This is a genomic window from Bacteroidota bacterium (assembly GCA_016720935.1).
Classification (GTDB): domain Bacteria; phylum Bacteroidota; class Bacteroidia; order AKYH767-A; family 2013-40CM-41-45; genus JADKJP01.
Window position 1 is genome coordinate 77021 of the sequence record JADKJP010000005.1, and the last position, 13611, is coordinate 90631.

Annotated in this window: 10 protein-coding genes and 1 pseudogene; 5 read left to right on the plus strand and 6 right to left on the minus strand. The window is 37.8% G+C overall.

Going from position 1 to position 13611, the window contains the following annotated elements; translation table 11 throughout:
- Positions 1–22: 22 nt before the first annotated feature.
- The 5 genes from IPP86_06920 to IPP86_06940 form a co-directional block, all read right to left on the minus strand.
- On the minus strand, positions 23–340 hold the full coding sequence (locus IPP86_06920) for a hypothetical protein (GenBank protein MBL0138248.1): 318 nt from the start codon (positions 338–340) through the stop codon (positions 23–25).
- Positions 341–506: 166 nt separating this feature from the next.
- Positions 507–3335, minus strand: a complete 2829-nt coding sequence (locus IPP86_06925; protein ID MBL0138249.1) for a T9SS type A sorting domain-containing protein — start codon at positions 3333–3335, stop codon at positions 507–509.
- Between the two features lie 164 nt (positions 3336–3499).
- Positions 3500–4867, minus strand: coding sequence for a T9SS type A sorting domain-containing protein (locus IPP86_06930; GenBank protein ID MBL0138250.1), 1368 nt, complete (start codon positions 4865–4867; stop codon positions 3500–3502).
- Positions 4857–5231 (minus strand): hypothetical protein, encoded by a 375-nt coding sequence (locus IPP86_06935; GenBank protein ID MBL0138251.1) that lies wholly within the window; start codon positions 5229–5231, stop codon positions 4857–4859. Before IPP86_06935 ends, IPP86_06930 begins: the two co-directional genes overlap by 11 nt.
- A 2-nt stretch (positions 5232–5233) precedes the next feature.
- The gene (locus tag IPP86_06940) at positions 5234–6010 is read right to left on the minus strand and encodes a hypothetical protein (protein ID MBL0138252.1); all 777 of its coding nucleotides are present in this window, start codon (positions 6008–6010) and stop codon (positions 5234–5236) included.
- Positions 6011–6343: 333 nt separating this feature from the next.
- Here IPP86_06940 and IPP86_06945 point away from each other — a divergent pair, with 333 nt between their 5' ends.
- The 4 genes from IPP86_06945 to IPP86_06960 all read left to right on the plus strand — a co-directional run bounded on the left by IPP86_06945 (position 6344) and on the right by IPP86_06960 (position 11973).
- A complete protein-coding gene (locus IPP86_06945; protein MBL0138253.1) occupies positions 6344–9706 on the plus strand; it encodes an SBBP repeat-containing protein in 3363 nt (1120 codons plus the stop codon).
- Positions 9707–10371: 665 nt separating this feature from the next.
- Positions 10372–10557, plus strand: coding sequence for a type II toxin-antitoxin system HicA family toxin (locus IPP86_06950; protein ID MBL0138254.1), 186 nt, complete (start codon positions 10372–10374; stop codon positions 10555–10557).
- Between the two features lie 53 nt (positions 10558–10610).
- Entirely contained in the window at positions 10611–10994 is a 384-nt protein-coding gene (locus tag IPP86_06955; GenBank protein ID MBL0138255.1) for a helix-turn-helix transcriptional regulator, read from the plus strand.
- Between the two features lie 415 nt (positions 10995–11409).
- On the plus strand, positions 11410–11973 hold the full coding sequence (locus IPP86_06960) for a transposase (protein ID MBL0138256.1): 564 nt from the start codon (positions 11410–11412) through the stop codon (positions 11971–11973).
- Between the two features lie 157 nt (positions 11974–12130).
- Here IPP86_06960 and IPP86_06965 read toward each other — a convergent pair whose 3' ends face one another.
- Positions 12131–12673 (minus strand): NERD domain-containing protein, encoded by a 543-nt coding sequence (locus tag IPP86_06965; protein ID MBL0138257.1) that lies wholly within the window; start codon positions 12671–12673, stop codon positions 12131–12133.
- 234 nt (positions 12674–12907) lie between these two features.
- Here IPP86_06965 and IPP86_06970 point away from each other — a divergent pair.
- Positions 12908–13587, plus strand: a pseudogene (locus IPP86_06970) (response regulator transcription factor).
- The last annotated feature ends 24 nt before the right edge of the window (positions 13588–13611 follow it).

A 13611-nucleotide genomic window follows, 5' to 3' on the forward strand; every position in this document is an offset into this window, starting at 1 on the left:
CACGAAAACATGCAATTTCATTTTAACATCTCTTTATTTTCGTCCTAAGTGCGCAGCTGATTGCCTGGTTGCCATTTAAAAGTTCGGTTACTACCCATCCATCTGTATCACCGCCATCCAGGTGCACATCTCCGAATGTTGACCAGATAAAATTACCCGATGAATCCAGTTTCATCAGGTAATAAATATTATCGACATTATGCAGTGTTGTGGAACCGGTCACCAACCGGTAATTATCATGCGTAACACAGAGTGCATTTGCATAATTGTACTGGAAAAGTGAATAATATTTTACAAAATCCAATTGCTGTCCATTCAGACTGGTTGTACAAAAAATCAATATTTGTAAAATATATTTTTTTCATTTGAAAAGTTTTTAGCCTCCGCGAAGGAATAACAATATTAAAGGTAGAATATAAATTGTTCAAACTCTCTGCTGAGGGATGTATTGAAAGCACAATTTTGTTAAGAATGTACCGACAGTGGCATCATTGGAACTCAGTGTATTAATCCAATATGATCAGTTTCTCTGAAATAAAGTAATCTTTGTTTAACTTAATTCTCACAAAATAACTTCCTGAAGATAATTTCTCATTGAATTGAAATTCATTTTGGCCGGCAATCAGAGAAACCTGTTTCTTCAAAATATTTTCCCCGACTAAATTATAGATTTCAATTTCCGCTTTTGAATTCTCCCTGGCATTATAGTGAATTGAAAAGGTTCCATTTGATGGATTGGGAAAAATTGAAAAATCAATAGAGGGAAAATGATTTTCAGAAATTCCAACAGGTGAATTGCAATATTTGAAGGCAGAAAACTCTGCTTCTTCAGCAGCAGTGTAAACTCTCCCCGTTAAATAGACACAACTGGCATCATAAATAATTTGTAATCCCTGCTGCGGATCTCCGGCAGTTGAATAGGGAGCAGATATGCTGTCAAGGTAGACCAATGCACCCAATGTATCATACACTGCTAAAAAAAGATAGGTATGATCGCTTGAATTATAAGCAGAACCGGAAACATATACAAAGCCGTTTCCGGCAGCAATTGCATTACAATCACTTCTATTAAAATGACTATTGGACCGTATTTGATTTTTCCAGCCAAAAGTGCCATCGGGCTCAAGTTTAATTGTGATTCCATGCCTTATGACATTTGTGGAATCTTCGAAACCGGCAATGTAAATATTATTGCTCTCATCAATAGCAAGGCGGTACTGGAAAGAAATCGTTAAATCATGAGGAATGAAAACAGAATTCCATAAAAATTGTCCGGTGCTGTCAAGTTTTATAACATTGAGATCCCAATCTGATATTCCACATATACTGGCTAATACAATGTTTTTATCATGATCAAGTTTCATGTCAGTCGCGACATCAAATGAATTATTCGGACTATCATATTGTGTTGTCCAGATGTCATTTCCTGCTGTATCCATCATTGAAACAACAATATCCCAATCCCGCGACACAGTGCCAAACGTTCTGTAAGAATAGAAAATATTGTCGTATTCATCAATGATAATTTTCCCGGACGATTCCGCAGAATCTGCAATAAATTTATTCCAGATATAATTTCCTGAAGAATCATATTTCAGGATCTGAAAAAAATAGAGACCGGATGAATCCTTTCCCGTTTCCAGTAAATAAATATTCCCTGAATGATCGGATACAAAATTCAAGAATGACTCTATATAATACGGAGTAATTTGATGTGTAATCTGGTAGATTGTATCTCCATTCGAATTCAGTTTAATCAATCTGCCTTCAGATTTATATGTTATAGATGTGTAATGAGCGCCCGTGATGTAAATATTATTATGATCATCTGTATTTAGCGAAGTGAGATAAGAAATGCTGTTGACTTTTTTTATGGTTTTGTCCCAGATCTCATTTCCCGAATTATCATACTTTACCACACCAATTGCTTGTTCTAAATCTGATGAAAGCAGATCCCCTGCGATAATAATATTGCCTGAATTATCCTTTGCAATTTTAGTAGAATAATCATCGCTCTGCTGATAATTCCTATGCACATCAGAAATTATTGTTAATGTGTCCGGTGAAATACTAATTAGTTGAGGACACGTTCTTTTGAAATATTGTTCTGAACCGACAAACAAATTATCAGTGGAATTTAGTATTACATCTTTGTAATCATCATTTGTGTTCAAATTATTATTGTATTGTAGATGCCATTTCAGATTTCCTGATGAATCATATCGAGTAATTCCAAGATCAATTCCATATGTTGGCGGATTGATATTAAGATTTCCGGCAACGGTAACATCTTCATTTTCAGAAACAGCAATTTTTTTGTATTCGTCAGTAAAACCGGGTCCGGTATTATAGTGTCTGCGCCATAGAGAATCTCCGTTTAGATCCAATTTTAAAATTCCACGATCACCTGCTGTATAAAGATAATTTTTCTTACAGGTCAGATAATTTATTTTACATGAATCAAGTTGAGTAATATTTTTTTGCCAAAGATCCGTTCCTGAAGAGTCTATTTTTATCAAAATGGAAAATGAGGATGAATCAAAGAAAGAATAAATAGAATTATAATTATCGAGGACAAACCTGTACGATGTATGGGTGATCGGTTTATTTTGAAGCCAAATAAAATTTCCCAAGGGATCAAGTTTTGCCAGGATACTGGAATCCTGTGAATAACCGCTTATCACAAAATTTCCCACATTATCTTCGACAATATCTCCTGCCTGGCTGTGTAATTCTGTTGTGTCAGGATAATTCATGTATTTATTCCAGATCACATTTCCTGATGAATCCAGCTTCGTGATCAGGATATCTTCGTGTTGATTTGCTCCATCCATTATATATACTGTAGACGTTAAATAGATATTCGTCAGACTGTCAAAAGTATATCCCTGAATTGTTCCTGCTTGTGTTATGGGAAATGGAAAATTGAATTTCCATTGAAGAGTTCCAACAGAATCATATTTCAATAACAACATTGTGTTTTTTCCTGCAGCACTTTTTTCGCCTCCGCCCAGATATACATTTCCGACTTGGTCACATTTAATTTGAGTCGTATATGCTCTACCATCATAAGGATTATAATACGAACGCTCCCATTCACGCTGACCGGAAGAATTATATTTCGTAATCATTGAAATCGTGGTAGTCCAAACAGTATCCTTTTTAATATGGGTATACACATTCCCAAAATCATCTGCACATTCATTTAAAAAATTCATTGTAGCAGGAACAGAATCATTTCCCCAGGTTTTAAACCAACTTCTGACAAAAGGTTGACCTGAAACATTTGAGTAAAATGAAATGAGTGTCAGAAAAAAAAGTAGTTTAAATTTCATACTTGAACGATTGGGCTGTGAAGGATTTCCTGAAGATAGAGAATTTCTTTAACTAAACCACTTCAAACCAATGGATCGCAAAGAACTCTGGCAGCGGTATAAAACAATAATTAACGCCAGATTAGAAAGAGCGACTCAATTAAATTGGAATTATGGCCCTCTTTCTATTGAGCCACAATAACTTTTCCTGTGCAAAGTACTGTTCCTTTCACATTGATTTGATAAAAATATATTCCTGGTGACATATCCTTTCTATCGAGAATCACTTTATTACCTGTTGAATGAATAATTCTTATTTGTCTGCCGAAAATATCAAAAATAATAATTTCAGCATTCGTTATCTCTTTCGATAAATCCATTTGGGAATAATTTTGAAATGGATTCGGATAAAATTCGTTGCAAATTATTGCTTCATCATGAACCGATGGCACTGAAGTATTGATCCCTGTTGTATCGAAACCCGTTATAGAAAATCCTTTTAACTGATGTTGATACGAATCAATATTTCCCATGAAGTAGTAACGACCGGCACGTGACTGAAAACACGTGGTCGGACTTTCCATGATATAATTTTGAATTGTTTTTTGCCATTCGGGTTGAAAGAGACTGTCGACTTTCGAAAATACTGCTTTGCTTTCGGTAAAACTGATATTGACTATTGAAGCAATTAAGTAGCCAAAATCGTTGGTTCGAATTATTGAAAATGTTTCGTCACCGAAAACATAATTGATGGTACCAACAATTGTGCCCGTTGAATCGAATCGCAAAAGTTGTTTGGAGCCGATGGAAACAATGATCGAGTCTGCGTCATAATATAAAGGTGAATTGTTTTGTAACCCTAACTGCGGCCGCTGCCATAACCGATTACCTACTTGATCGTATCGGGCGATATAATATGCGGGATAATTAAAATAGTATTGCCCTCTAATAACAAACCCTCCGTCACTTCTTTCTGTGACATTTTCCGGGTATGGATTGTTGTAATCATGAGAATACCAAAGGCTGTTTCCTGTTGAATCACATCTCATAAGTATTCCTTCGGTATTCGAATTGTAGGGATAATCTTTCAACATTCCGCCAATCAGCAAATCGCCATTATTCAATTGTTGAATAAGTGTAACGCAATTTACAATTGTATCAGACATGATCTTGGTCCAAAGTACATTTCCGGCAGTATCGATTTTAATCACAGCACCACGCATGTTTGTATTTGAATCTTCATTCACACCTCCAATGAAAATATTTCCATCCGTTGTTTGAGAAGCAGAATTAAATTGCCTGATCAATGAATCGTAATTTGTTTTACACCAAATGGTGTCGCCGTTCTGATTCGCTTTAATTACCTGCAAATGACCGACACCATTAACAATAGTCTGTCTTGCAATGATCAGGTTGCTGTCGGGTGCTTCAAATATCCGGGCCCTGGTGTTGGTTGGGGAAGAGAAATAATATTTCTGAAATGCCATTTGCCCCCGGCCGGAAACAGGAATTAAAATTACTATCAGAAAGATCCGGAATAGCTTAATGGTCATTGCCGAGTGAATCTGTTTTGATGAATATTATTTCAGAATGCCCTGATTCGCTTCTTGTATAGCCAAGCGTACAAAATCCCTGATCCTGAGTTTCGACAAGATTGCTTGCAATATCCAGGATGGATCCGCCATAGATTCTGTCCCACAGAATATTTCCCTCAAGATCGGTTCGGACAAGATGTATTTCTGAATTCTGTACTTCACAGAAAGGATTTAAATAATCAAAGGTCTGAGTAGGCCGGTAAATATTGGCGATCATCACATAACCTGAATCGCCCGGTAAATTTACAGGGACAATATCAAGCGGGATGAATCCGAGCTCCTTTGACCAGAGTGAATCCCCCAGGCTGTCTGATCTGACCAACCCTAATTTGTAAACTGAAGGCAGAACAGACAATAAGATCCACAGATATAACCCGAATCACCTATGGGAAGAATACAGTAGGGAAAATAGTTTATCAAATGTGACCAGCTTCCATTTGTTCCCCCATGCTTCTCCAGGAAGTTTTCATTGGTGCCTTGATCGTACCTCAGGAGTATGATGCCGCTGTCGTCTGTCTGTTTAAAATCCTGGTGTGTTCCTCCACCGGAAGCGTAGGTATTGGTATAGGTTGTATCACCTCCATCCGTGATTCCAAAATAAAAAGCATAGTTATCAGGACCTATATCATCAGAATATCCGGCAATAATATATCCACCCGTATCCTGAATCAAAATATTTGCGAACCCCGTTCCATTCTGGGGATAAGGAAAAGGCTGGTCGTTAGACCAGAGTTTATTACCCGCACTGTCTATCCTGCGACAATATCCATTAATATCTAATGTGCCAGTCATAATAAATCCGTAATCGGGTGTTTCTTTGATGCAATTAATCTTTGGAAGAGCCGGATAATGAATTGGACCAGTGGAGAGTGTGTCAGTAAAAGTATTTGTCCACAACGTGTCCCCGGAAAAATCGGTGCGAATAATATAAGCTCCATAACAATTATTCGAAGCAATTACAAAACCTGAATCGTGACACATTTGAACAAATGTTCCTTCGACATCACAAGTGCCTCCGAAGGTTTTATTGAATCTAACCTGACCTGATGCGTTTAAATAAAATAAACTGAAAAAAAGGAGCAGCGTTGAGATGCTTTTCATTTATTCTGAATAAAAAGTACTATGCAAGGTAGCTTTTTATTGAGCATTTTTAAATAAAATAATCAAGCCCATTGCAATTGACAGACTCCTTCCTTCTGCAATCCGCATAAATCAATGGTTACCGACATCTTGTCTATGAGAAAGGAATGACATTAATCATCAATAAGATGTTTTAAATTTTATTTAAATCTGTGAATGTTGCATGAGGTATAAATTTTAATCTCTGAAATCAAAGATATTGTTCTGTTTTAAAGCGAAAAGCCAATAAACAGTAGGGAAGCAAGGTTTGAGAAACCGCAATAATCAATTTGATATTGATCATATTTTAATAGCATGTTAGCAGGTAACTTTACATATGACAAAGACCATGAATTTTTCAAATTAGGGTTATTAATAATTATTTCATGCTTTTCTTTTTCTAAGATAAATGCCCAAACAGTAAAATGGGCCCATGCAGCGACATCACAAGGTTATGAAGACGGGAATGCGATAACTGCGGATGATTCCGGAAATGTGTATGTCTCAGGGCAGATTGAATATACCACACATTTCGATGGAGGAATGCAACTTTCTTCCAATGGGATACACGACATCTTTGTTGGTAAATATTCACCTGACGGAACATTAAAATGGGTACGCAATGCAGGCGGTCGTGGAGGAGATGTTGGTTATGGAGTTGCTGTTGACAATTTGCATAATTGCTATGCAACCGGTGAAATTGAAGACACTGCTGAATTCTCTTCGACGGTTTCGTTGATTTCAGCAGGCGGGAATGACATCTTCGTCAGCAAGTACAACACGAATGGGCAACTCGTATGGGCCAAACGATTTGGAAGTACAGAAAGCGACAAAGGTTATTCACTGATGACGAATTCCAACGGTGATGTTTTTCTTACCGGATTTTATTCTGCGCATATTTATTTCGACAATATTCACCTTACTCCTGCTGGTCTTTCTGATGTTTATACATTGAAAATGAATTCAAGCGGTGTTGTTCAATGGGCGAAGAAAGGTGCAGGCACAGGAGAAGATCGCGGTAAGGGAATCACCTTTGATAACAATGGAAATATATATGTGGCAGGTTATTTTACCAACCAGGCAACGTTCTCCGGCACCACAATAACAAACAACGGCACAACCGGTAGTTTTTTGGTAAAGTATGATGCAAATGGTCAATTAATATGGATTAAAAGTAATTGCTGCGGTACATCAGAATATGACGGCATAGCAATCGATGAAAATGGATTTGTGTATACTACAGGTTATTTTGAAGGTTCAGTTACTATCGGAAATACAACCTTGACCTCTTCGGGCAACTCTGATATTTTAATTGTCAAATATGATCCTTCAGGAAATATTATGTGGGCGAAAAAAGCAGGCGGTCCTTACGAAGATATGGCGAATGGGATTACGCTGGATTCGATGAATCACATGGTCTACATTACCGGGCAACTTGACGATCACGGATATTTCGATACACATTATGCAGGAGCGGCAGGCAACAGGGATGTATTCATCGCCGCATATGACCTGAATGGAAATTGTCAATGGGTAAAACCATATGGTGGTACACAGAGAGATATAGCCTACGGAATCACCAGTGATCCGGATGGGAACATTTTATGTACAGGGATTTACACCGGAAACGCGACTTTCGGGAGTTATAATTTAGCTGGTAATTTACTTTCTGATTACTTCATTGAAAAAGTTAGTCCTGCTCCAGTCAATCAGCCAACTATTGCAGCCTCGAATCTCGGTATAAGCAATACAAATTGCAAAGATCTGTTTTTAAATTTTACTCCGGGCAATGGTATAGGTAGAATTATTATCGCGCATGAAGGTTCAGCTGTACATCAAATACCGGTGAATGGAACAAACTATGTTGCAAATAGTATTTTCGGGTCAGGAGATAATCTGGGAAGCGGCAACTATGTTGTTTATAAAGGCAGCGGTAATTCCGTGACAGTTGGCGGACTAACAGAAGGTATAACATATTACTTTTCTGTTTTTGAATACAACGGAGCCGGAAATTTAACTTCTTATCTGACAACAAATCCTCCCGTCGGATCAAAAAGCAGTGGAACATATTCAGTCAATGCTCAGGCTAGTTCGAATACTCTTTGCGTAAGTGATACCGTAACACTAACAGCTTCAGGAGGCGGAAACTATACATGGTCTCCGGCTTCCGGTTTGTCCGCGACAAGTGGAAATAATGTTTTTGCTTTTCCGGTATCCTCTACCATTTACACTGTTACTACAACGATCAATGGATGTCAGGTTCAGAATGAATTGACACTTTCTGTCAATCCATTACCTGCCGTCATCTTAACACTCAATAATTCCATTTGTGAAAACGCGAGCCCCTTTGTTCTCACAGGTGGATCACCAGCAGGCGGCGAATATATCGGCAATGGCATTTCAAACGGAACTTTCGATCCTTCACTTTCCGGTGATGGGCTAATTCCTGTTATGTATTCGCACACCGATGGTAACGGATGTTCCAACTCAGCGTTCTCTTCAATCACAGTAAATCAATTGCCGATTGTAACATTCTTAATAAATGATTCAGTCTGTGAAAACGAAAGTCCGATTGTTTTGAGTGGAGGACTACCCTTGGGAGGAGTTTACACCGGGAACGGGGTGACATCCGGCTTTTTTGATCCATCAATCTCCGGCACGGGAAATATTCCTGTTGCGTATTCATATACCGATAACAATGGTTGCTCAAACTCTGAGACCTCTTCGATCACAGTTAACCCAATACCTATTGTTACACTTTTACCAAATAATTCAATCTGCGAAAATGGTAGTCCGGTTACCCTAAGCGGTGGATTCCCTAACGGAGGAGTTTACAGTGGCCCCGGAGTTGTATCCGGAATCATTGATCCGGCGATATCCGGCATTGGAAGCATTCCGATTTTGTACACATACACCGATGGAAACGGATGTTCAAATTCTGCTGCTTCAACAATAGATGTAAATCCAACTCCGGTTGTTTCATTTTCAATATCTTTTTCACTTTGTGAAAACAGTAGTCCGCTCCTGCTCAGCGGTGGATCACCCTTAGGAGGAGTCTACGCTGGAAACGGAGTATTGTCAGGATCTTTTTATCCTGCACTGACAGGAAGCGGATCTTTTCCTCTTACATATTCCTACACCGATAACAATGGTTGTTCCGATTCATCTACTGCATCTATTATCGTGCTTCCACCACCAACCGTTTCAATTGGAAATGATACGAGCATTTGTGATGATAATTCAATTCCATTGAATGCCGGAACAGGTTTTTCTTCATACACATGGTCCGATGGCTCCACTTTGTCATCACTCACAATTGACAGCAGTGGAACCGGAACCGGAACCACAGAGGTCTTTGTGATTGTCGAGAACAGCTCCGGTTGTATGAATTCAGATACGGTTCAAATTACATTTTCTGTATGTACCGGAATTGATGCTGAAACTGCAAATCCTGCTAATCACATTTATCCGAATCCATTTACCAAAACTTTTTATATGCTCCTTGGCCAACAGGCAACTGTTTATATTTATGATATCAGCGGAAAGCAAGTAGAAGAACATCTGAGGGTAGTTGGCAATGTAGAATTAGGAGAAGATCTTTCCACAGGATTGTATACAATTATTATTTTTCAGAAAGACAAAAAGACGATCTTGCGGGTAATTAAAAATAGTAATTGAAACTAAAACACAATTAGATCAAACGCTATTTTTCGATACAGATAAATTTTTAGATTAGATTTAGGGATAGTGTAATTGAAATGAGAAAATCTCCCTTATCAGTTGATCCTTGATTACCGAAATAACCTGATTAAAGTATAAGTCCGTTTCGTTCCATTTATTTGATAGTGGTTGGATCAAATAAGTTCAGTATCCTGAAGATCCTTTTATCAGACAAATCCTGGTTCAGACATTGTTGTATGGGAATGCTGACGGATGCAATGGGTTATAAAAAGCAAAAAGCCTCATTCTTGCGAAATGAGGCTTAATGGCTTCTAATGAATTGAAATTGGAGGTCCAGAGCGGATCTGAACCGCTGTATCCCGATAGGACAGACTTCTTCCAAACCCTTAGTAATTAAAAAAGCGCCTGAAAAAATTTCAGGCGCTTTAATTTGGAGGTCCCGAGCGGATTCGCCCGGGTTTTATATGCTCTTGGTTTGCTTGCCGATGCGGAGAGGGGTTTTGAAAAGCGAGTCGTTAGCGAAACGTTTTAGGGCTAGAATTAGTGAAATTTTGACAAAAAGGATGTTTTAAATATTCTCTTTTTCTTTGGCTAAAGTTAATTTGAAAGAAATTGTCAAAGAATTTATTTTGTTTAGGTAATATATATATTACCTTTGCTAAATGAAGTACAATGAATTTCTGAGGATTCTTAAAAAAGATGGGTGGTACATTCTAAGAGTTGAAGGCAGTCACCATATCATGGCTCATCCTACAAAGAAATGCACAATCACAGTACCGGTACATGGAAGCAAGGAAATTGGAAAAGGGCTAGCGAATAAAATACTTAAGGCTGCAGGACTAAAGTAAATGTGGCATTCATTAAATAGCAAAATAAGTTTCAAGTAACTAATTCAGAAAAAATGAAAATTAAGATAATTATAGAAAAAACAAGTGATGGTTTTTCTGCTTATGCAGAGAAGGTTTCGCTCCCTGTTGGTACAATGGGCGATTCAATTGAGGAGATTCGAAAAAACATGATCGATGCATTGAATCTTCATCAGAAGCATCATCATAAAGCTTTGTTCAAAGAAGCCGATCTGGATTTTCAATTCGATCTGGCGTCCTTTTTTGCATACTACAAAGTAATCAATGCAAAAGCACTTGGAGAAAGAATAGGCATGCATCAATCATTGCTTGCTCAATACATCTCCGGTAAAAAGAAACCTTCTACACGTCAGGTTGAGCGTATTATGGAAGGAATACAAGAAGTGGCACATGAACTAATTAGGTTGAAGATTGCCTGAGGGCGAATATTTTTACTTTTAACAATAAAATTCCATCTTCATTCTTAGACTTCGCTGGTTCAAACCTCGCTCGGCGGAATCTTTGCGCGTAAGACTGTGCGTTAGGGGATTCCGCCGCACACAGTACTTCAATATCATTTTCATTTGTATTTATTCATTTCATATTTTTGTTGCTGCAATTTCTCTATAGAATGTTGAAGCCAATTTAATCAAATTCTTTTTAATGGAATCAACGAATGGTTATACCTTGTGATAAACGGAATCTTTAAAAGAAATTGTGTCTGTAGAATAATGCAAAAAGGTATGGGTTGAAAGACCTTTTTTTTAATACAACTTATTTCTCATTGAATTTCCTAATTAAAGATCCTTCATTTGTTGGTTGCAATTGGTTAGTGTCAGACCGCATCTTTGCACGATGCCAAATGCCTATCAGATACACAAACAAGAGGGCGCCTATTTCATGACATTGACCACTGTTGAATGGGTCGATGTATTTATCAGAGAAAAATATAAGCAGATGCTCTGTGACAGCATGAACTACTGCGTAGAAAAAAAGGGATTGGAAATATTTTGTTATGTCATTATGACCAGTCATATCCATCTGAATGCAAGGGCTAAGAATTCGGATCTGAGTAATGTGATGCGCGACTTTAAGAAATTCACAAGTGGTACGTTAATTAATGAAATCCGGCTTGGGCGAGAAAGCCGGAAAGAATGGCTGTTGAAAATATTCGAACAGGGTGGAGAAAAGCAAACAAAAAAATCTGCTCATCAGCTTTGGCAATATAACAATCATGCTGAAGAGGTTTACAGCCCCACATTCACCCTTTCGAAAATCAAATACATTCATAATAACCCTGTGATGGAAGGTATTGTCGAGTTTCCTGAGCAATATTATTACAGCAGTGCCAGAGATTATGCGGGACTAAAGGGACCGGTGAAAGTTTCGGTAATCAACCTGCACAATTTATTTTACTGAATTGAAATACATCCATTGAACAACCCGGAAGTACTGTGTGCGGCGGAATGCCCCTACACACAGGCCACCGCGCAAACATTCCGCCGAGCGGGGCCGTAACGTTTATTTCGCACCGGTAAACCAACCTTAGTTCAAATAAACCGAAGTTCCAATATTCTTAACTCCTGGTCAAGATCTTAGCAGCAATCGTTACCGCATTATTCTCATAACCCTTTTCAGGAAGCAGTAGAATTCGGCTCTTGATTTCCGCTGGGCCCCAGAACAACCATCCTTGCTTTTCAAAGTATTTCCGGAGTTCAAGCTCTCTATTCCGGTAAATCTTTCCGGCAATTAGTCCGAATGAAATCCTTGTACTTTGCCGGATGTGACCGGATTTGCACCAATCTTGATGTAACCGTTTCGCGAGTGTTTCACGGTAGTTCTTTGCGGTAAGCAGCTTGTAACGGCCCGCCTGTTCGTCTTGTTGAATTGCTACATGCTCATAAACAACACCGGGACTATCCAGATAAGACTTCACTTCAAGCAGGTAGATTGTATCGGTTGTTGTGTTATAAGCCACTATGTCAATCTCCGGCCTTGGCGTTGAAGGTTTGTTGATGATTCTTTTCTCTTCAGGAGTAAGATCGATCTTTACGGAATGTCTAACCCAATACTTTTCTTCTACCAGAAGCTGGCCAACGATTTGTTCGAATGCGTCCATGTCCTTTTTCCTGTAAGAATACATGGGCGAGCTGGCGGGTGCAATGGGTTAGTTTAAAATTTGGATATTGTTATCGAGTGGAGATTGTTGGTATATAAATCAAATACCATAATCTTAAGAATTATCCATATTTGAAACAATTCTACCGGAATCCAATGAAAGGATGCAGTCAATGTAAGTTCTTCTTCAAGTTTAAAACACTTTTAATTCTTTATATTTAGCAAAAATGAACCGATGAAGATATTGATTGTTGAAGATGAACGATCATTGTTAGAAGTAATTGTTAAGTATCTCTCAGGTGAAGGCTATATTTGTGATACTGCTGAAGATTATCATACTGCTTCAGATAAAATACAACACTACGACTATGATTGTATAATTGTTGATATTAACATTCCAAATGGTTCAGGATTTCAGGTAATTGAAGAATTAAAAAAAGTAAACTTAGAATCTGCGATTCTAATTATTTCAGCACAGCATTCTTTAGAGGACAAAATAAAAGGTCTGCAATTGGGTTCGGATGATTATTTAACAAAACCATTTCATCTACCAGAACTCAATGCACGAATTCAAGCAATATTAAGACGTAAAAAGATATGATGGTAGTAATATTTTAGTTTTCAATGAAATTAGAATAGATCTATTAGCGAAACGAGCATTTGCTAATGACAAGGAACTCTTGTTAACTTTAAAGGAGTATGATTTACTTCTCTATTTTCTTTTCGAATAAAAACAGGATTATTTCCAAAAGTGCTATAGTGGAACATCTGTGGGAGGACAACGTTGATCAAGCAGATACTTATAATTTTCTTTATACTCATATAAAAAATCTTCGAAGGAAATTATTAGAAAATGGATGTGCGGATTATATACGAACTGTTTATCGTATGGGCTATAATTTCAAGACGACATGAAACTACTTAATAAAACAACGATAA